Source organism: Fulvivirga sp. M361 (genome assembly GCF_007097395.1).
In the GTDB taxonomy this organism is placed as follows: domain Bacteria; phylum Bacteroidota; class Bacteroidia; order Cytophagales; family Cyclobacteriaceae; genus Fulvivirga.
Window position 1 is genome coordinate 1 of record NZ_VKDC01000020.1, and the last position, 21,475, is coordinate 21,475.

General features: G+C 39.2%; 18 protein-coding genes. 13 read left to right on the plus strand and 5 right to left on the minus strand.

Annotation, left to right across the window (positions count from 1 at the left end; translation table 11 throughout):
- Positions 1-323: 323 nt before the first annotated feature.
- Positions 324-848: a hypothetical protein gene (locus tag FNH22_RS20015; RefSeq protein WP_143400219.1), complete on the minus strand. Its 525-nt coding sequence runs from the start codon at positions 846-848 to the stop codon at positions 324-326.
- Positions 849-1,226: 378 nt separating this feature from the next.
- On the opposite strand from FNH22_RS20015, the gene uvrA reads away from it, so the two are divergent.
- The 5 genes from uvrA to FNH22_RS20040 all read left to right on the plus strand — a co-directional run bounded on the left by uvrA (position 1,227) and on the right by FNH22_RS20040 (position 7,804).
- The gene (uvrA, locus tag FNH22_RS20020; RefSeq protein ID WP_143400220.1) at positions 1,227-4,082 is read left to right on the plus strand and encodes an excinuclease ABC subunit UvrA; all 2,856 of its coding nucleotides are present in this window, start codon (positions 1,227-1,229) and stop codon (positions 4,080-4,082) included.
- Positions 4,083-4,423: 341 nt separating this feature from the next.
- A complete protein-coding gene (locus tag FNH22_RS20025; RefSeq protein ID WP_143400221.1) occupies positions 4,424-5,728 on the plus strand; it encodes an NAD(P)/FAD-dependent oxidoreductase in 1,305 nt (434 codons plus the stop codon).
- Positions 5,729-5,974, plus strand: coding sequence for a hypothetical protein (locus FNH22_RS20030; RefSeq protein ID WP_143400222.1), 246 nt, complete (start codon positions 5,729-5,731; stop codon positions 5,972-5,974). It begins immediately after the preceding gene.
- 87 nt (positions 5,975-6,061) lie between these two features.
- Positions 6,062-7,087 carry a sensor histidine kinase gene (locus FNH22_RS20035; protein WP_255518110.1) on the plus strand — a complete coding sequence of 342 codons (1,026 nt, stop codon included), beginning with the start codon at positions 6,062-6,064 and terminating at the stop codon, positions 7,085-7,087.
- A 3-nt stretch (positions 7,088-7,090) separates the two neighbouring features.
- Entirely contained in the window at positions 7,091-7,804 is a 714-nt protein-coding gene (locus FNH22_RS20040) for a LytTR family DNA-binding domain-containing protein (protein ID WP_143400223.1), read from the plus strand.
- On the opposite strand, the gene FNH22_RS20045 is transcribed toward FNH22_RS20040, so the two are convergent.
- From FNH22_RS20045 to hemW, 3 genes are read right to left on the minus strand one after another with little or no spacing between them, the layout of a single operon-like run.
- Positions 7,799-8,200 (minus strand): hypothetical protein, encoded by a 402-nt coding sequence (locus FNH22_RS20045; protein ID WP_370513190.1) that lies wholly within the window; start codon positions 8,198-8,200, stop codon positions 7,799-7,801. The genes FNH22_RS20040 and FNH22_RS20045 overlap by 6 nt on opposite strands.
- 17 nt (positions 8,201-8,217) lie before the next feature.
- Entirely contained in the window at positions 8,218-8,979 is a 762-nt protein-coding gene (locus tag FNH22_RS20050; protein ID WP_143400224.1) for a cyclase family protein, read from the minus strand.
- 6 nt (positions 8,980-8,985) lie between these two features.
- A complete protein-coding gene (gene hemW, locus FNH22_RS20055) occupies positions 8,986-10,164 on the minus strand; it encodes a radical SAM family heme chaperone HemW (protein WP_143400225.1) in 1,179 nt (392 codons plus the stop codon).
- On the opposite strand from hemW, the gene FNH22_RS20060 reads away from it, so the two are divergent.
- The 8 genes from FNH22_RS20060 to gldN all read left to right on the plus strand — a co-directional run bounded on the left by FNH22_RS20060 (position 10,151) and on the right by gldN (position 19,603).
- Positions 10,151-11,878: a hypothetical protein gene (locus tag FNH22_RS20060; protein WP_143400226.1), complete on the plus strand. Its 1,728-nt coding sequence runs from the start codon at positions 10,151-10,153 to the stop codon at positions 11,876-11,878. The two genes, hemW and FNH22_RS20060, sit on opposite strands and share 14 nt — an antisense overlap.
- Before the next feature lie 25 nt (positions 11,879-11,903).
- The gene (locus FNH22_RS20065; protein ID WP_143400227.1) at positions 11,904-13,043 is read left to right on the plus strand and encodes a DUF4271 domain-containing protein; all 1,140 of its coding nucleotides are present in this window, start codon (positions 11,904-11,906) and stop codon (positions 13,041-13,043) included.
- A 25-nt stretch (positions 13,044-13,068) separates the two neighbouring features.
- On the plus strand, positions 13,069-13,845 hold the full coding sequence (locus FNH22_RS20070) for a uroporphyrinogen-III synthase (RefSeq protein WP_143400228.1): 777 nt from the start codon (positions 13,069-13,071) through the stop codon (positions 13,843-13,845).
- Positions 13,846-13,947: 102 nt separating this feature from the next.
- Positions 13,948-14,901: a type IX secretion system membrane protein PorP/SprF gene (locus FNH22_RS20075; protein ID WP_143400229.1), complete on the plus strand. Its 954-nt coding sequence runs from the start codon at positions 13,948-13,950 to the stop codon at positions 14,899-14,901.
- A 184-nt stretch (positions 14,902-15,085) separates the two neighbouring features.
- Positions 15,086-16,162 (plus strand): SUMF1/EgtB/PvdO family nonheme iron enzyme, encoded by a 1,077-nt coding sequence (locus FNH22_RS20080; RefSeq protein WP_143400230.1) that lies wholly within the window; start codon positions 15,086-15,088, stop codon positions 16,160-16,162.
- A gap of 60 nt (positions 16,163-16,222) precedes the next feature.
- Positions 16,223-17,062: a gliding motility protein GldL gene (gene gldL, locus FNH22_RS20085; RefSeq protein ID WP_143400231.1), complete on the plus strand. Its 840-nt coding sequence runs from the start codon at positions 16,223-16,225 to the stop codon at positions 17,060-17,062.
- Positions 17,063-17,102: 40 nt separating this feature from the next.
- On the plus strand, positions 17,103-18,689 hold the full coding sequence (gldM, locus tag FNH22_RS20090) for a gliding motility protein GldM (RefSeq protein ID WP_143400232.1): 1,587 nt from the start codon (positions 17,103-17,105) through the stop codon (positions 18,687-18,689).
- Positions 18,690-18,700: 11 nt separating this feature from the next.
- On the plus strand, positions 18,701-19,603 hold the full coding sequence (gene gldN / locus FNH22_RS20095; protein WP_143400233.1) for a gliding motility protein GldN: 903 nt from the start codon (positions 18,701-18,703) through the stop codon (positions 19,601-19,603).
- A gap of 58 nt (positions 19,604-19,661) precedes the next feature.
- Here gldN and uvrC read toward each other — a convergent pair whose 3' ends face one another.
- The gene (uvrC, locus tag FNH22_RS20100) at positions 19,662-21,464 is read right to left on the minus strand and encodes an excinuclease ABC subunit UvrC (protein WP_143400234.1); all 1,803 of its coding nucleotides are present in this window, start codon (positions 21,462-21,464) and stop codon (positions 19,662-19,664) included.
- Between the last annotated feature and the right edge of the window lie 11 nt (positions 21,465-21,475).

The following is a 21,475-nucleotide window of genomic DNA, read 5'->3' on the forward strand; positions in this document are numbered from 1 at the left end:
CCTGATCAACCTGATCAGTGCCCTCTCTGCTTATTGCTTCTTCCCTAAAAAACCTTCTCTTAATATACAATTTGAAAAAAAACATGGACAATTATACCTGGTCGCTTAAACGATATTCACGTTACTTAATAAGATGCCAACTATTTTGCTAGTGAACCCAATTGGAAAGGTAGCTAAGGGACAGCTCATCTTATCAATTATAATTTTAATAATCGATGTTACAGTTCCGTTACTAAAAAATGAACTATGATGTCTTTTGAAAGTTTTCTAATATCGGATGAATCTCTACCTCAAATTTTGTTAAAAAGTACAGTTAAAGACATTTAATAATATACAGTATATTTAATCGACCCTGAGTTGTTTTGTCTGCTGGTACAAGGCCAGGCCTGAACATCACCTAATGCCAGGAAAAGAGGTTGTCCGATACTGGTAGCAATAGCATCTACCTGGGCCTGAATGTCATCTTCATATTGATCTAATCTGAGATTAGCATTTGAATCAACATAGTAGTTAAAGTTGAAATAATAATTTACCACACTACCTCCAAAATCAGGCGTAAAAGGATAGCGGGCACAGAGTCTGATAAAGTCATCTATGACGTCGTCAGCCATTACACTGCCACAATCTTGCAGGCTGTTTAGGGTACAGGAAATTCTTGCAAAACGGTTCGCTTTTCCGGTTAAACTGTCCAATGTGCCATTGAAAGCCAGCTCCTCCACATTAAAAGGTTTTACTGAGTTTTCAATCGCTAATTCCGGAGCAGAGATGTCAACAGACTCTTCCCAGCAGCTGAATAGGAACAAAAAGGCCAACGACAAGACTGAGCATAATAATGCAGCCTTTTTCATGCTAACTAATTACTTGGGTTTTAAAACTTCAAATTAGTGATTTTATATGCGGTTGATATTTTCCGATAATAGATTTAACACAAGTTTAAAATTGAAATTCGTAAACATCACTTAATGATAACGCTATTTTAATATTTAATTGTTTAAATAATTTATTGTCCTGTGTTTGTCAGGCATCGATTTTATTGTGACGCGCTACATCTGATAATAATTGATTTCATATTTATTATTACTAAAATTTAGTGTTATCTATTCAATGCCGAATAAAGAACCGCTGTCGGAATATTAAAGATTGAAACTGTAAGATTCAACATACGTTGTAATTCATCAACCAAACGGCGATCTTTGTGTTTTACAGAAAACACCACCATCCTATTGATGACAAAAGTTGAAGAGGCACGATTAAATGGTGCCGCAGACCTCACAGGTCATGAGTATATAGAGATACTGGGGGCCAGAGAACATAACCTGAAAAATGTAAACATTACCTTTCCGCGTAATAAGCTTGTGGTAATAACCGGTATCAGCGGGAGCGGTAAGTCTTCACTGGCATTTGACACGATTTACGCCGAGGGACAACGACGTTACATGGAGAGCTTTTCAGCCTATGCCAGGTCCTTTTTAGGGAACCTGGAGCGGCCGGATGTGGACAAGATCAATGGGTTGAGTCCGGTAATCTCCATTGAGCAAAAGACTACCTCTCGTAATCCGCGTTCCACAGTAGGTACGGTAACAGAGGTTTATGACTTCATGAGGTTGCTTTATGCCAGAGCTGGAGAAGCATATTCATATCTGTCCGGGGAGAAGATGATCCGACAGTCAGAAGATCAGATCTTAGATCATATACTTACCAACTTTGATCAACACAAATTAACGCTCCTGGCACCTGTAGTCAAAGGGCGTAAGGGACATTATCGCGAGCTGTTTCAGCAGATCAGAAAGACCGGCTATGCCAAAGTAAGGGTAAACGGCGAATTAATGGATCTCGTTCCTAAAATGCAGGTCGATCGTTACAAGACCCATGACATCGAGATCGTGGTAGACCGTATTGTGGTTAATCAAAAAGACCGGTATCGAATTAGCCAGTCCATAGGTGTTGCGCTAAAAGAAGGTAAAGGACTTATCATGTTGTTGGATGATACGGGTCAGGTACACCACTTTTCAAAGTATCTTATGGACCCTAAAACGGGCCTTTCTTATGATGAGCCTGCCCCAAATACGTTTTCTTTTAACTCGCCTTACGGAGCATGTCCAAAATGCAATGGCCTTGGACAGATCGAAGAGATCACCGAAGAGTCCATTATACCGGACCCGTCGCTAAGTATAAGTCGTGGTGGTATACTTCCATTGGGAGAATTTCGGGATATCTGGATATTCAAGAAGATAGAAGCAATCCTCAAGAAATATAAGGTAAATTTAACCACGCCCATTAAGAATATACCCCGGGAAGTACTCGATGTATTATTGAACGGTGATGCTGTGCCTGTAGCCGTTAAGTCTGTAAAATACCCCGGAACGGATTGGCAGACAAAATTTGAAGGGATCATCAAATTTCTTCAAAAGCAAAAAGAAGGTGGCTCTGAGAAAATTCAGAAGTGGGTAAATGATTTCACCGTTACCAAATCATGCCCTGAATGTGAGGGTACCAGGCTTAAGAAGGAGTCCCGACATTTTTTGATTGACAATAAAAACATTGCCGAACTGGCCACGCTGGATATTGTGTCTTTAGGGCAATGGTTTGAAGGACTGGAATCGAGACTTAATGAGAAACAGCAGCGTATTGGTGCTGAAATCCTTAAAGAGATACGTAAGAGAATTGGGTTTTTACTTGATGTTGGCCTTACCTATTTGCAACTGAACAGGCCATTAAGAACACTGTCAGGTGGAGAAGCACAACGTATACGATTAGCCACCCAGATCGGAACACAGCTTGTCGGGGTACTTTATATTTTGGATGAGCCTAGCATTGGTTTGCATCAAAGAGATAATGTTAAACTCATCAAAGCGCTGAAAGACCTTCGTGATTTAGGTAACTCAGTGATAGTAGTGGAACATGACAAGGACATGATGTTGGAATCCGATCATATCATAGACATCGGTCCGGGTGCGGGTAGGCATGGGGGACACATAGTAGCGGAAGGTGATCCTAAGGCGTTTCTGAAATTAGACAGTACTACCGCACAGTACCTGAAAGACACCAGGCAGATAGCTATACCTGCTAAACGACGAAAGGGTAAGGGCGAAAAATTAGCATTAAAAGGTGCTTCCGGCCATAACTTGAAAAAAGTGGATCTGGAAATACCATTGGGTACAATGACGTTGATAACAGGTGTGTCTGGTAGCGGTAAGTCCACACTTATACATGATACCTTGTTTCCTATTCTGAATCAACATTTTTATCGGTCCAGGAGAGAACCTATGTCTCATAAGAAATTACTCGGACTGGAATACCTGGATAAGGTTATAGAAGTGGATCAATCTCCTATAGGGCGTACACCGCGGTCAAACCCTGCTACGTATACAGGTGTATTTTCAGACATTCGTTCATTGTTTTCGGAGTTACCCGAAGCCAAGATCAGGGGCTATAAACCCGGACGCTTTTCATTCAATGTAAAAGGGGGGAGATGTGAAACCTGCGAAGGTGCGGGACTCCGGTTAATAGAAATGGATTTTCTTCCGGATGTGTATGTGCCTTGTGAAACCTGTAAGGGCAAACGTTACAACCGGGAAACGTTAGAAGTAAGGTTCAAGGGTAAATCCATTAGTGATGTGTTAGAAATGACAGTGGAAGAGGCTGTGACGTTTTTTGAGCACCAACCTAAGGTCGTTAGAAAAATCAAGACATTGCATGATGTAGGGCTGGATTACATCTCATTGGGCCAACATGCTACTACACTCTCGGGAGGTGAGGCACAACGGGTAAAACTAGCGACAGAACTCTCCAAAAAAGATACCGGAAAAACGATGTATATCCTGGATGAACCTACCACGGGGCTGCATTTCCAGGATATTCAACATTTACTGGATGTACTGAATCGTCTGGTAGATAAGGGGAACACAGTATTAGTAATAGAACATAACATGGACGTGATCAAAGTAGCAGATTATATCGTGGACCTGGGCCCAGAAGGAGGCGATGGTGGAGGCCAGATCATTGCAAAAGGAACTCCCGAAGAAGTTGCTAAAAATAAAAACAGTTATACAGCTGCGTTTTTAAAGGCAGAACTATCATAGGCGACTGGGTAGGCTATTCACACTTCATGATGTTAGTTTTAGTAAGCATGTTACCTTGGGAAAATATGTTTTGTCGTTTGATTTGTTTGCGAAAGATCTCCGGTCAATCGAAGAATGTAAAAATGCCGCTGTACAGCGGCATTTTTATCATCAACCAAAACCTTGAATTTATCAACTATGAATAAATTATTACAATAAGAATCGAAATCTTGCACAAAGAGTTCCCATCGGAGGATAAAAAGCGTGTATGTCATTTAAATGCTATCGCGGATATATATGAAATTTGGGCACTAACTTTCATGAAGCTAAAACGTTAGACCTATTAGAAATACGTAAAGTATATGATACCTATTCCTGAATCAAAACATCCAAGGATCATCATCATTGGAGGAGGATTTGCCGGTGTGAAACTGGTGAAAAAACTAAAAAACTTACCTGTACAGATCGTTCTGTTTGATAGAAATAATTACCACACCTTCCAGCCTCTGTTGTACCAGGTGGCTACTGCCGGTTTGGAGCCAGATTCTATCGCTGATCCTTTAAGAAAGCAACTTGAGCCCGTGAAAAACTTTTTTTTCCGGATGGCGGAAGTGTATTCAGTGGATGGAGCAAGTAACATGATCCATACGGAGATAGGCGTTTTGGACTACGATTATCTTGTAATAGCCACGGGATCAAGGACTAACTTCTTTGGCAATGAATCTATTATGCAGCACGCCTTTGCCTTAAAACAGATCCCACAGGCACTGGACCTTAGAAGTCATATTTTACAAAATTTTGAGGCAGCCACTATCACTGAAGATCCGTTAGAGAAAAAGTCACGGATGAATATTGTAATTGTAGGAGGTGGGCCTACCGGTGTTGAGGTAGCCGGAGCTTTGGGTGAATTGAAAAGGAGTATACTTCCTAAAGATTACCCTGAACTGGATTTTAGTAAAATGTCCATTATTCTTTTAGAGGGATCTTCGAGTTTGTTAGGAGGGATGTCTGATTTTGCCTCAGAAAAGGCGTTGAAATATCTTAAGAAGTTTCATGTAGATGTTTATTTGGATACGTTAGTGAAATCTTATGACGGTCATTCGGCTTTATTGAGTAATGGTGAGGAAATTAACACGCATACAGTGGTCTGGGCAGCCGGGGTAAAGGGAAATTACCCGGATGGTTTAAAGGAAAGTTCCCTGGAAAGGGACCGCATTGTGGTGGATCATTATAACCGGGTAGCAGAATATGACAATATCTTTGCTATAGGGGATATAGCTATGATGAAAAGTGAAGGGTATGAAAATGGTCATCCAATGCTGGCGCCAGTGGCTATACAGCAGGGGAATCATATGGCGATGAATTTAAAAAGACTATTAAAAGGTGAAGAACTAAAGCCTTTTAAATACTTTGATAAAGGATCCATGGCTACAGTGGGCAGAAACAAAGCCGTAGTGGATTTACCTGGCAAATCCAGCCTGGGAGGTTTCCCTGCCTGGGTCATCTGGATGTTCGTTCATCTTATTTCTATTATAGGCTTTAGAAACAAACTTATTGTATTTTTAAACTGGGTATGGAACTACTTTACCTATGATAAGGGTACGCGACTAATCATTCGAAAATTTATTCCTAAAAAACTCAGAAAAACCGAACCGGAACTTACCTAAATGAAAGGAGCTTTTTCACAATATTTAATAGGTGTTTTGTTAATTGCGTTTTCATTATACCAGGTTTTTCTGGATGAATACGTGGAATTTGCTATGTATCTATCGGCAGGCCTGGGTTTTGTAATGGCAGGGTTGATCAAAGACAATGTATTTGAAAAGCAACGTCGGCTTTTAACTATTCTCTCCTGGGGATGCATCTTTATTGCAGGCTTTCTATTGCTCTTTTTATTTCGGACAGATCAATGAAATAAACTGTTGGCAACTTCCATTGGTGTAATTGATCTTAGGTAGATTCAATTATTGTGTAATTTTAGTCCTTTGGAGGATAATCAGGTGAATAAAACGAAACTTTATTGGACACTGCAATTTGGAGGATGGCTAACATTTGCTCTGGGGCAGATCATTGTGTTTCAAACTACTAGCCGAACCCAAATTATTTTTTGGCTTCTGGAAGCAGCTGTTTTTCTGGTTTTCACACATCTTTTTAGAAATTTCATCATAAGAAGAAGGTGGCTGGATCTCAAGATGAACAAACTAATCCCGCAAATAATGCTTGCGGTGTTTATTTTAAGCTTTGTGGTATATGGGGCACGGCTACTGATTTCTATTCCATTGCGTATCTATGATCCTACCGTAGCCTGGAGTCCGGAAACAGTGTTTGGCCTGGCAGCTGTTTACGGCCTGATCTTCTTTATGTGGTCGGTGCTCTATTTTATCTATCACTATTTTGAGCGTTATAACCTCTCTTTACAACATGAAGCTGCTACCAACGAGATTGTTCTTAATAATCTTAAATCGCAGCTAAATCCGCATTTTATCTTTAATGCTCTGAATAGTATCAGGGCATTAGTGGATGAAAATCCTAAAAAATCAAAAAACGCTATTACACAGCTATCTAATATCCTTCGTAATTCATTAGCTTCTAACCGCGCCCGGCTGACTAAGTTTGAAGATGAACTGCAAACGGTAAAAGATTACCTGGGACTGGAAAGTATTCGCTATGAAGAGCGGTTGAAAACAGAATTTGATATTCATACAGATTCCTATAACTTTTTGGTACCTCCACTTATGCTTCAGACACTTGTGGAAAACGGTATCAAACATGGTATATCTAAATTGAAAGAAGGTGGCGCCATTGATATGAAGACATTTGTATATGATAACAGGCTCAAAATACAAATTAGAAACACAGGTGAGTTGGAAACCAATGGTGTGTTGAAAAAAGAAAAAGAAGGCCTGGGCCTCAGAAACACAGCTCAACGACTTAGCCTGCTATATGGTGAAGAGGCGACTTTTAAAATATTCAATGAATCTGAAAATGTAGTTTTAACTGAACTAGTAATTCCTAAACATAACTAAACTATGCGAACAATTATTGTAGACGATGAACGGCTGGCCAGAAAAGAACTCAATTCTCTGCTTGAAGAACATCCTGATATAGAGATTGTAGGAGAAGCGGCTAATGCAGATGAAGCATATGAATTAATCAATGACTTGCACCCTGATCTATTGTTTATGGACATTCAAATGCCCGGGAAGACAGGCTTTGAACTTCTTGAAATGCTCGATAACGTGCCTAAAGTGATTTTTACAACTGCCTATGATGAGTTCGCACTAAAGGCGTTTGAAGTAAATGCACTGGATTACTTGCTTAAACCTATCCAGCCGGAGCGACTGCGTGATAGCATTAGCAAGTTGCCCAAAGGTCAGAAAACTACAGAAAACATGACCGATAAACGGTTGACATTGGAAGACCAGGTTTTTGTTAAAGATGGTGATAAGTGTTGGTTCGTAAGTCTTTCTAATATTCGTCTGTTTGAATCGGATGGTAATTATATCAAAGTGTATTTTGATAGTAACCGTCCTATGATCCATAAATCTCTCAACGCCCTGGATGAAAAACTGGACGCGCGTCATTTTTTTCGCGCCAGCAGAAAGCATATTGTTAATTTAAGCTGGGTAGAAGGCATCGAACCATGGTTTAACGGAGGTTTGATGGTACGCCTGAAAGGAGGTGATAAAGTGGAGGTGAGCAGAAGACAAGCAGCCAAGTTTAAAGAAATGATGAGCTTATGATCCTTTTGATCTGCTTTTAAGAATTTCTATTAATTCTTCCTCTACGTTCCAATCACGTGCGAGTTTTAACATGGCCGTAGCTTCCAATTCTGTGACGTAACCTTTCAAACTATTAGCGTCCCATACCATTTCAATATGCATTACGCGCTTATCTTTAGGATAATCGCCGATCACATTGTTGAGGTATTCACGTGCACGTTCAAAAGAATTGAAATAGTCTTCGGCAATAAACGCCGCTGCCCATTCGAGTTCTTCTTGCCCGTTTAGTTCATCTGCCGTGGCTTTGAGGTCTTCACGTTCATTATCATCCAGCCCATGATAATGGTATATGACAGACTTCAATAGGAGGTAAGCCTTTTTTTCGTCGCTGGTCATATAGGTCAATATATCGTACAAAAGAATGAAATTTTATGTCAAATACTACATTTTACCAAGTTAAAAAGAACCGGTTTACTAGGACTGACATCAATTTCAAAACTCGCTATTTGTAAATTTAATAAATAATATCCGTCCTTAACCGAATTTTGAACATAGATCAGTTCCGTGATTGTAGATGCTTTATGCAGTAGATTTGGTAACCCCCAAAAGTTACGATGTGCCTTTAATGCACCACCATCCACTTCTTTATCTATTGAAGGCAGGTCTACCAATAAATGTTTGACACCATTTTTACTGATAATCTGCAATATTTCAGGGTCTAAATACGGTGGATTAGTGCCAGAATAATTTTTTGCAAGCTTGTCTTCTGCATTGGGGAGGGTGCGGATTATGACAGCCTCCGTTTTCTTCTGCCAGAGACTTAAGAAATCATCTACATGTATCACAAAATCTCCGTTGGACGTTTTTTGGGGTGCAATAGTTATCAATTGGGTCATAAAGTGGAACTGCCGGAGGCTTTTATTGATAGTTCCTTCCGGAGCATCAAAAATATGTCCGAAGCATTCAGTATGTGTTCCGTTACCGTGTGGTGCTATATGTACTCTTTTATGATTAACAACCCCTCCCTGAGCAATAGCTCCAACAAAATCACCTGAACGGATCACTTCAAAATGTACATCATCAGCAAAGTAGCAATTGGGATTTTGGTCTCCGTTATGAATAGGGATAGATATGTCTATAGGTTGTGACAGGTCTGCTTTAAACAATTCCTGATTAAATGTGAGCTGGATTTCCATTAAAAATCATTCAATAAACAGGTCGGAAGATATTTTATCAGCCAGTAATTTACCATTATTTGTTAAAACAAGATGACCATCAGTTACCAGTGCTTTTTTATGCTGTATGAGCATTTGGATATATTTTTTGTGTTTTTTTAGAAGATCGAATTGATAGTCCGATTGTAATTTGACCAGATCAGCCCCCCATGAGGTTCTTAGTGTAGTTAGCAGGTATTCATTGATTTTATCGGCACGTTCAAGGACTTCTATTTCAAAAGGCACCTGACCTTGATTTATGGCTTTCAGGTAACGGCCATTGCTTGCTATATTGAATTGCCTGCTTTCTCCATTATATGAATGAGCGCTAGGTCCTACACCAAGGTATTTTTCCTGTTTCCAATAGGCCGAATTGTGCCTGGAGCGATGGCCGGGTTTGCAAAAATTAGATATTTCATATTGCTCATACCCCTCTTTTTCCAGCATTTCTAACATCAGTTCAAATTGTCGTGCTCCTAGATCTTCATCTGGTGTTGGAAAGTTATTTTTTGCGAGCCTTCGGCCAAATACAGTTTTAGGTTCTATAGTAAGACTGTAAGCAGAAATGTGTTCAGGCATGTGAAAAAGTGCTTTCTCCAGGTCTTTTTTCCATTGTGCGTCACTTCTGCCAGGGATGCCATAGATAAGATCTATGCTCACATTGAAATTCATCTGCCTGGCAGCACTTATGCACGTTTCGGCTTGCTGAGCATTATGAGCACGGTTTAGCATAGTAAGTATCTCTTGATCAAAAGATTGAATGCCTATGCTCAGTCTGTTAATACCCTGTTTTTTGAATACCTGCAAATTCTTTTCCGGCAAGTCATCGGGATTGGCCTCTAATGTGATCTCTGCCTGTTCTGACACGGTATGAAGCTTAAAAATTTGAGTTGTCAGGCCTTTTAACTGAGTGCTCGTGAGCAGTGACGGTGTTCCTCCACCAAAATAGATCGTATTAATGATTTCTGAACCCAGGTAGTGTTGCTGGATGTTCAACTCTTTTTCAATAGCTTTTGTCATTTCTGTTTTTAACGATTGATTCACACTGAAATGAAAATCACAATAAAAACAGGCCTGTTTACAAAAAGGGATGTGAAGGTATATGCCGGCCAAGTGTTTATATTTAGAACGTAGTTTAAAATTAGGCCATTCTTTGAAAACACTCATTAGTATTATGATACAGATAGTGTTATGTGCGAATGTACATAGTCAGGATTGCTATATCCGTTTTTTGGGAGAGCCAACCGATGTAACTGCTTTCAAGAAGATGTTTTCAAAAGACCTGACATGTGATACCACCAGTAATCAACGTTTTCTATCGGGAGCAATGACCAGATTACATCAAAAAGGATATTTACTGGCATCTTATTCTATGACCGGCCGAAAAGATACGGTAGAGACTTATGTATACCTTGGCGAACGTTTTTCATGGGCATACCTGAATACTACTGATGTACCCGATCAAATACTTCGTAGGGCAGGATTTAAGTCAAAAGATTTTCAAAGTAGATCATTTGATCAGCAGCGGATCAAACGATTATTTAGAGGTTTGATCACAGAGAGTGAAAATGGTGGATTACCATTCTCGTCAACCTACCTTGACTCTATCCATTTTAGTGACGAGGGTATAGCTGCCAAATTGATTTATGATCCTGGACCGAGAATCACATTTGACAGCCTTAAATTTCAGCAAAATCTTAAAATCAAGAAAAAATGGTTAGCCTCTTATTTGCATATAGAAGAAGGCGCTGCTTTTTCTCAGAAAAAAGTAGCTGCGATTGAATCAAAGATCAACCAACTGGGCTTTATTGTCCTGAACGCTGCCCCTGGAATAACTTTTCAAAATAAGCAAGCTATAGTAGAACTGGATTTAATAACCCGTAAAACCAGTCGTGTAGACGGCATTCTTGGATTTCTTCCTAATGAGGAAGAGGAGGGTAAACTTCTGGTCACAGGTCAGTTCGACCTTTCGTTACGTAATTTGTTTAGCAGTGGTAAGGGGCTGGATATTGAGTGGCAGAGTTTAAAGGCCCGGTCTCAATTATTAGACATTATTTATTCACATCCAAACCTCTTTAGCTCGGCACTAAACTTTGATGGGTCCTTTAACTTGCTGAAAGAAGATACCATTTTTACCACCCGGCAGGGAGAATTGAACTTTACCTTTAAACCTTCTAAACATAGTTTTACGGTCTTTTCACAATTCCGATCATCTAATCTTTTAAGTACAACAGATTTTCAAGATATCAACAACTTGCCTGACTTATCTGATTTTAGCGTCGACTATTACGGATTAAAATATCAGTTCAATACCTTAAATGATGCGTTCTTACCGACTTCAGGTGTATCCGGGTTCCTTAATGCAGGAGTAGGTTCCAAGCGAATACGGATAAATGCTGACTTGCCGGAAGAGTTATACAGTAATGTTGATTTGAACTCCGTACAATACCTGGTGGAAACAGGCTTTAAAAGTTATTGGAGGTGGAGCAATCATCTTGTGTTTCATTATAATCTGAGTGCTGCAAAGGTGATCAATGACAGACTTTTTTTAAATGACCTGTTTCGGGTTGGCGGACTTACCTCATTGAGAGGATTCAATGAAAACTTTTTCTTTGCCTCTGACTATGTGTTATCCACTGCAGAATTTCAGTTTTATTTTCAATCCGACTCTTACTTTTTTGCATTTTATGATCAGTCATATCTCTATTACAATATTGAAAATAGTTTGTTTGAAGATTATCCGATGGGTATTGGTTTAGGCTTGAATTTAGCGACTTCCTCGGGTTTAGTTAGTCTTGCTTATGGTCTTGGAAAGGCAGAAAATCAGCCACTTAGTTTAAGTCTTTCTAAATTTCACTTCGGTTATATTGCTAAATTCTGATAAATTGCGGCCAAACGTTTGTTTAGTGATAAAAACGCTTTCTTTCATTCTATCATTTTTTGTGCTTCAGTCCCTTGCCATAGGTGCTATTGATACCGTTCAGGTAAAGGACTTATCGGATGAATGGGTATATTATGATTCCTGGGAAGGGGTATATATGCCCTTGGTGGAAAATGGAATTTTTCAGGGAAATACGATCCATTTTGAATGTGAGAAGAAAGAATTTTTAGACTATTATTTACGCGTCATTAGCCCCGGAGAAGTTACAGTTTTTATTAATAACCGGTTGATTTATGGAATAAGCAATGATACCTTATTCATGTCTGTAAACGAAATCAAGCGGAAAGTGGGATATCCGGCTACTATAACTTTATATGCACCTAACATAGTGCCTTCTACCATTTCTACAGACATTGTACGGCTTTCAAATGAATCTCTGGATCAACTGGCAGACGTTCCGCTTACTTTTAAGAGGGAAGTGTCTTCATTTCCTGATTTTTTTACAACGGCAATCATATTGCTTTTGGCCTGTGCAGCAGTTTTATACAATTATTTTCCAAGAGTATTTGCAGAGTTTTTCAAAGCCAGCAAAGCTTTTTCCTTTAGGGAAACCGATGAAAACCTATTGAAAAGTAAGCCGGTTTCTCAGATCAATCTTTTCTTTTATTTATTCTTTAGCCTGCTGGCTGCACTTGTCATTTTATCATTGACCCATCTAGGTCAGTTTACCTCTTCAAGCTCCGGTTTATTTTTTTTTGAAAGCTATAGTAATGGTATTTGGGAATGGTTCAAGCTAATGCTTATCATTTTTGTTTGGTTGGTGGTAAAATTTATTTTAGTTAGTAACACCAGCTGGCTTTTTCAACTTGGCGGTTTTGTTAACAATCACTTTTACAACTACATACGAATAAATTTTATCATGTTAATTGGCGTTCTATTAGCCATTGTTATATTTTATTTCACATATGAAACTCCCAACACAAGCCATTATCGCAGCGTTTTTTTCTTTGGGTATGCATTGATGGGATTACAGGTAGTAATGGTCAGTCTTAAATTATTGACGGTAAGTAGCTTTAAAAAAGTTCATTTATTTTCCTACCTTTGCACCACTGAATTGGTGCCGTTCGGGATACTCCTGAGTTTAGGTCTCAATCAGCCATACTGAGGGAAACAAATAGTTGAGCCAAGTAATGACAGATCAAGTGAAAGACAGGATGCGTTCAGTAAAAAGTATCCTGGTTTCTCAGCCAAAACCGAGTAATGAAAACTCACCTTATTTCAAGCTGGAAGAGAAGTACAGTCTTAAAGTCGATTTCAGGCCCTTTATACAGGTCGATCCTGTATCTATAAAGGAGTTTAGAAAACAAAAGATAGACATATTAAAGCATACAGCCATTATTTTTACAAGTAGAAACGCTGTAGATCATTTCTTTAATATATGTACAGAACTGAAGATAGAAATGCCGGCTGATATGAAGTACTTCTGTATTTCGGAGCAAACATCAAATTATCTTCAGAAGTATATTATTATCAGGAAGCGTAAGATATTTACCGGCCATAGAACGGCCACTGATTTGCTTGAGATATTGAAGAAGCATAAGAATGAAAAGTATCTTTTTCCATGTTCTGATATACGGAAAGATGATATTCCTAATTTTCTTCAGACAAATGATTTCAATTATTCCGAAGCAATAATATATAGAACAGTAGCCAGTGATCTGTCTGATCTGGAAAATGTGTATTATGATATTCTTGCCTTTTTCAGTCCGTCAGGTATTAATTCCCTGTTAAGGAATTTTCCTGATTTTAAGCAAAACAATACGCGCATAGCAGCTTTTGGACCAACTACCGCCAAAGCAGTTCGGGAAGCTGGGTTGTTTTTAGATATTGAAGCGCCGCTACCTAATGCCCCTTCTATGACAGGAGCAATTGAATTATATATCAAAAAAGCGAACGGTTTAAAGTAGTTTTTTTAAAAATCTTACGTGTAAGTTTACCTTTTTCGTAATTTAGGTTTGAATCTATTGTCAAAAAAGCATTATCTTTAAGACTGCTTTCGACCGTAGCTTATGCATAAGTCATTTTTTTACACATGTATCGGGGTCTTATTTTTTTGTTTTTCAGCCCGAGCTCAGCAAGATGCGCCTTTTACGTATCATATGAAGAATATGCTGTTCTATCACCCTGGTTTTTCAGGTACTGAAGGAATTACGCAAATTACGGCGCTATATCGTAATCAGTGGGCAGGATATCAACCTACATTTGATGATGGGGGAGCGCCCACTACTCAGCTAATAAGTGTAACAACACCTGTTTACAGATTGAGAAGTGGTTTTGGTGCATTTATAGTCAACGATACTCAAGGGCCACAAAGTAATCTTCAGGTACAGGCTTCTTACGCTTATCACTTAGGTATAAAAAATTCTAAATTAAGTTTTGGGATCCGCGCGGGTGTTTTCTCTCAGTCATTTGATTTTGATCTGTACCGGGCCATTAATCCTGAAGACCCTGTAATTCAAACAGGCAAAGACTCACAGATAAGACCGGATATGGCATTGGGTCTTTTTTTTAGATCAGAAAAATATTATGTTGGAGCCAGTTTCAATCATATTTTAAAGTCTGAGTTTGACTTTGGAATAGATGAAGTTAGAAACGCCCTGGAAAATCATGCCTATTTGACAATAGGTTATGTTCACACCGTTAATTTTGATGTTAAATTGGAACCCTCAATTTTAATCCAATCTGACTTTAATGAATATAGTTTTGCTGTTGGAGGGTTGGCCTATTATAAAGATCAGATGTGGGGAGGGCTCACTTTCAGGCAGTCGGATGATGTCAATGTATTGTTGGGATACAATTTTTTGAAAGATAAGTCGTTGAGTTTTGGCTACTCATTCGGTTATGTAGTTCAAGATCAGGATGCTAAACAGCCTACAACTCACGAAGTATTAGTGAGTTATCAGCTGCCGGTTAACCCTGGAAGTGGTAAAAAAGTAGTAAGAAGTCCTAGATTTAGACATTAAAAAGAAATTGTTTTGCATTTAACTATAAAATAGCCAATTTGAGCGCAATTAATCTGGTTGTACGTTGGCTTACAGCTTTTAAACAGATTTTAAATAGATTTTTTATATATTTCCATTTTTAAAATTCAAAAACTCTAGTTGGCTTTAGCTTATCCTGTAGGTTAAAGATTAAAGAAAAAGTGTTATGCGTAAAGTTATTCGAAGATTCTCCTACCTATTGTTGATGTTATCTTCAGCGATATTAGGGGGTTGTGGACTCCTAGGCCTTGGAGCTGCTGGAGGAGGTGACCAGGGAGAATTGATTGGTGTTCCCGGAAGAGAGGGTTGGACTATGGTGCAGCCTTACGGTATGGTACCCATTCCTGCCGGTACTTTTCATATGGGGCAAGCTGATGAAGATCCTGCTTCGACTCAGATAAATTTCAATAAACAGGTGACAATCGGCCAGTTCTACATGGACGAAACTGAAATAACTAATAATGAATATCGTCAATTCATTGATCATTTATTGGAAGATTCAATAAGTGTCCTCGGTGAGGATAAAATAATGACCGAGTTTTACCCTGACACAACCGTATGGGTAAAAGATTTTGCCCACCACATGGGAGACCCGGTTATGGACTATTACTACTGGCATCCAGGTTATGATGATTATCCTGTAGTGGGCATCAATTGGGAGGCTGCTGTTTATTTCAGTGAATGGAGGACTTCTTATTGGGCTGATTTCAGGAGAAGCGTTGGAGAAGTTCCTATGCCTTCATTCCGCTTGCCAAATGAAGCGGAATGGGAGTATGCAGCCAGAGGAGGAAGAGATATGGCCAAGTATCCATGGGGTAATCCATATGTGCGTAACTCAAAAGGATGTATGCTGGCTAATTTCAAACCTGGACGAGGTAATTTTTATGATGACGGATTTGCATACACCTCTCCGGTAGCATCTTATTTTGCCAATGATTATGGATTGTACGATATGGCTGGGAATGTATCCGAATGGTGTTTGGATGATTTTAGCCCGGTTTCTGTTCCAACAGTTTGGGATTTAAACCCACAATTCATTGATCCTCGTACTGACCCTAATAGTAAAAGTTATGATCCAAATATCTTCCCTAAAAAAGTTATTAGAGGAGGAAGTTGGAAAGATGTGGCTTATTTTCTTGAAACGGGAACGCGAACCTATGAGTATAAAGACTCCACAAGAGCTTACATCGGTTTTCGGAATGCTATGACCCACTTGGGAAGATCTTCAGGCACAGAATTTTAAATTTGATTTATAACTTTAAATAAATTAGAATTACAAACATTAAACTAAATCCTTAAGACAATGAGTAGAAAAAAAGGCGGATTTGCAGAACTTCTGTTTAGAACCATAATGCCAAAGGTTTATGGTATTGGAGCTGCAGTAGTAATTATAGGTGCTATGTTCAAAATTCTTCATTTGGAAGGTGCCAATCAAATGCTTATGATCGGACTGACCGTTGAAGCTATTATTTTCTTTTTAAGTGCCTTTGAACCTGCTCACTCAGAGCCAGATTGGTCAAAAGTTTATCCTGAATTATCAGATGATTTTGATGGTGCAAGCGCACCAAGGATCTCTAATAAGCCGGGAGGTGCTTCACCTATCCAGCAGATGGATAAAATGATGGAAAAAGCTAAGATAGGCCCTGAACTAATTGATAGTCTTGGTAAAGGAATGAGAAATATGGCTGAATCAGCATCAAAAATGTCAAACCTGGCAGATGCTGCAGTAGCCACAAATGATTACGCCAACAATGTAAAGACCGCCTCAAAATCATTGTCGGATATGAATAAGTCTTACGCTACAACCGCCGAAGCGATGGGCTCTATGGCCGATGCCACTAAAGATTCTAAAGAATATCATTCTCAGGTGCAGAATGTTACTAAGAATTTAAGTGCATTGAACGCCGTCTATGAAATGGAGCTAAAAGATGCAGACAGTCATGTAAAAGCGATGAACAAATTTTACACGAATATGGCTGGTGCATTAGAAGGGATGACTAAGGCAGGTGAGAAAACTAAAACGTTTGCTGACGAATTAGATAAGCTCACAGGTAATCTGACTTCTCTTAACAGGGTATACGGAAGTATGCTGACTGCTATGAGAGGTGGAGGTAGCAATCCTGGTCAAGGTGGACAAGGATAAGAATTTAATATGATTTATTCGTAAATGAAAATATTCTAATATGGCTGGAGGAAAAGAAACCCCACGGCAGAAGATGATCGGGATGATGTATCTCGTACTAACAGCGCTACTTGCGCTACAGGTTAGTAACGCGGTACTCGAGAAGTTCGTCTTCATCGATAAAGCCCTGAATACGCAAGCCAGAGTGGTTGAGAAGCAAAATAGTAAACTTATTGCCGGGATAGAGGCGGAAGTTTCTAAAAAGGGTAAAAGAGACGCAGATATGAAGGCCTTAAATAAGGCCAAAGATGTCCGGAATTCGACGATTGAATTAATGGATTACCTGGGTAAGACACGCGAAACTATGGCGGAAATTACCGGAGGGTATGACGAAAATGAGCAGTTAGTAGGAGCCAAAGACTATGATATAGTGGGTAACTATATGGTTCAAAAGCCTAATGGTAAGGAACTACAGGACAAGTTAAATGCTTATGCACAAAAGCTATCAAAATTAACTGGTGGTGACTTTGAGCCATTAGCGAAAGATGCTGATCAGTTGGATATAGCAAAGAATGATCCTAATCAAAAGAATAAGTCTTTTGCGGAATATTACTTTGGCAATACGCCTACAGCTGCTGGTATGGCTACCATTAGCCACCTGGAAACGGAGGTATTAAATTATGAAGCTCGTGCATTGGGCAATCTGGCCAGTGAGGTGGGAGCTAAGGACGTTGAATTCGACAAAGTGGTTCCTTTGGTAAGACCAGCATCTAACACAGTTGCTTCAGGAGGTAAATTTGAAGCCCAGTTATTTATAACTGCCGCTGCTTCCGGTACCAACCCGGTGTTTATGTATAACAATAAGACAATACCAACCGAAACGACAGAGAATGGTATTAAATATGGTAAGATAGAATTTACAGCGTCGGCGTCCAAGTATGATCCTAAAACTCTGACTGCACCGGCAAGTTTTGAAGCGGAAATTGAGCTAAATGATTCTACATACAAGATCAAACATGATTATTTCGTAGTTAAACCTGTTATACAGGTTCGCTCTGCTGCATTGTCCGCACTTTACATGAATTGCGGTAATGAATTGGATATTCAGGTTCCGGCTTTAGGTACTGCTTATAATCCTTCATTTTCTTCTAAAGAAGCTTCCGTAGTGAAAGGCAATAGAACCGGACTGGTAACCGTTATACCAAAAGGCAGAAGTAAAGTTAAGTTAAGAGTTAGCAATGCAGGTAGCGCATTAGGTACTGAAACATTCGATGTGAAAAAGGTGCCTGCCCCTTTAATCGAGATAACAGCCAGAGGTAAGAAGGTTGATTACGAAAAGGGGGTTGCTTCAGCATCACTCACAACTTTGAAAGTAAGTGCAAAAGCGGAAGAGAACTTTCAAAGAGAAGTGCCTAATGATGCGCGATACAGAGTAAGAAAAATAAGTGTAAAACTGGCCAGATCAGGTCGGCAGATCAAAGCACAGGACTTCAGTTCAGAAAACGTCGATCTAAGGTCATGGAGAAGTTTGTATCGAAAAGGTGATAACTTAATTGTTAAGATAGAAAGAGTAACGAGAAGGACGTATCAGGGAGAGAGCGAAAGATCGGTTCCTGCCACGACCATCTACAGTATTCCAATTAATTAAGGAAGTGAGTAATGGCTAATGTAAGGAAATTTGTTTTAGTTGTCTTAGTAGTGATAATCGCTGCACCGGCATTTGCTCAGTTGAGTGAGCTGGATCAGTATAACCCTAATTCTATTGAACCCATTGCTCGGTATGAGCACCTTTTCAAAAGAAGGGTGTGGCGTACAATAGATCTTAAGGAGAAGCAAAATAAGGGCTTCTTTGCAAGAGGCGGTGAGATCACGCTATTTATGTTGAATGCGATTAATTCAGGAGAATTATCGGATATCTATGTAAATGATTCTTTAACAACCAAAATGTCCAAGGATGAATTCCTGAAAAGATTGGTTTATCAGGAAGGATTGGAAATTGAAGCTTGGGAAGCTGGTATCGAATATTATGAAGGAGACCAGGTTTCTTACAACGGGACTGTTTACTCGGCTATATTTGACGAAGTAACTTCCATTCCTTCTGAGACACCTGATGATTGGGAAGAAACACCTGGTGTGGGTTCAGCAGTGTTGTTTTTGCCTCGACAGATCAGTAAGTTGAGGATTATGGAGGATGTGATTTTTGACAAAAGAAGATCCAGACTTTATCATAAGATCCAATCTATTCAACTGTTGATCCCTGGATCAGAAACGCTTGATCAGGTTGAGTTACCATTGGCTGTTTTCAAATACAAAGATTTACATAAGCTATTCAAGGAAAATCCTGCTACTGCCATTTGGATAAATCGTTATAACATAGCAGAGAATAAGAACTTTGCAGATGCTTTCCAATTAAGACTCTTTAGGGCTTCTTTGTTCAAGTTTAATAACCCTGAAGATAACCCTATCATCGATATGTATAAGAACCGAATAGAGGCGGTAATGGCTTCTGAGTGGTGGGAAATGGAGTTAATGGAAAAAGAGCATAACCTGTGGGAATTCTAGTGTAAAAGAAAAAATATTAGACGAACTACAACAGTTTATAATACTTAAAAGGGGGATTTTATCCTCCTTTTTTATTTTTCAGATGATCAAAGATCAATTGTGCTTTAGTTTGACCCACAGTATTGATCAGTTCCTCAATGCTGGCCTGTTTTACTTTGGCAATGGATTTGAACTTTTGTAGGAGTTGGTCGGCTGTTGTAACGCCTATCCCCTGGATCTCTTCCAGTTCCGTTTTGAATGTGTTACTACTGCGTTTCGTTCTATGAAATGTAATGGCAAAACGATGTGCTTCATCCCTGATCCTTTGGAGCAGCATAAGAGAAGAGGATTTTTTATGAATGTGTAACGGGTAGGTATCTTCGGGGTAATATATTTCCTCGAGTCTTTTTGCAATACCTATTATAGGTATTCTGCCATAAAGAGATAACTCTTTTAATGCCTCACAGGCGCTACTTAGCTGACCTTTGCCTCCATCAATGACGATCAGTTTGGGAAGCGCCAGATTTTCCTCTAGTAGTCGCTTATACCTTCTTCCAACAATTTCTTTCATAGAAGCAAAATCATCGGGTCCGACGACGGTTTTAATATTATAATGTCGGTATTCTTTTTTGGCAGCTTTACCATCCTTGAAACAGACCATTGAAGCAACAGGGTTAGTTCCTTGCAGGTTACTGTTGTCAAAGCACTCGATGTGATCTGGTATTTGCGTTAGCTTTAGATCAGATTGAAGTTGAATGAGTATTTCATTCTTTTGTTTTTTTGGTGCGGCATGTGATATCCTGTCTTTCTTATATTCTAAGGCATTTTTCAAAGATAATGCCACTAGCTTTTTCTTGTCACCAATCTTAGGAACCATTACTTCCAATTCTTCGTCAAGGTCGAACTTTATGTTGGAGAAGATAATAGCATTGTCACTATCATGTCTGTTCCTAAGCTCAAAAGCTACGTAGCTTAATACGTCCTGATCGGACTCATCACCCTGCTTTTTTACTTCTACTGTTCGGGCCAGTATAATGGCCCCATTTTTAATTCTCAGATAGTTGATAATAACTAATCTGGAATCGTCTGCAGCAATGGTAAACACATCGACATCCGTGAGTTTTGGATTAACAATGGTTGATTTGATTTGGAATTTAGTAAGCAGATCGAGTTTTTCTTTATAGCGCTGTGCTAATTCAAACTCCATGTTGGTAGCCGCTGATTTCATATGATCAGTGAAATGACGTGATACAACAGAGAGATTTCCTTTAAGGATATCCCTGGCTTGCTCTATTTCACCTAAATAGTCTGCTTCTTGTTGCAGGTTTTCACAAGGTCCCAGGCAATTGCCAATATGATATTCCAGGCAGATCTTGAATTTTCCGTTGAGTATATTTTTTTCAGAAAGATTGAGCTTGCATGTCCGGATAGTGTATAACTTTCTAATAAGATCCAACACACTTTTCATGGCAACTACGCTGGTATAAGGTCCAAAATATTCTCCATTGGAGGGGTCATATTTACGTGTTGATATTATCCTTGGAAAGCGCTCTTTAAGGATACATATGTAAGGGAAGGTTTTATCATCTTTTAAGAGAATGTTATACTTGGGTTGATTCGCTTTTATTAAGTTATTTTCTAACAGTAACGCGTCAAATTCGCTGTTAGCGATGGCAAATTCTATTTGTTCGATTTCCTCGACTAATTTGCGTGTCTTGCGATTAACATTATAGGTTTTAGTAAAATAGCTCGCTACTCTCTTTTTGATATTTTTTGCCTTGCCGACATATATGAGTGTGTCCGTTTTATCAAAAAACTTGTATATGCCAGGGTCAGAGGGTAGATGACTTCTCTGATCGATAGCAAAACGCGAACCTTTCATGTGAGCGTTTT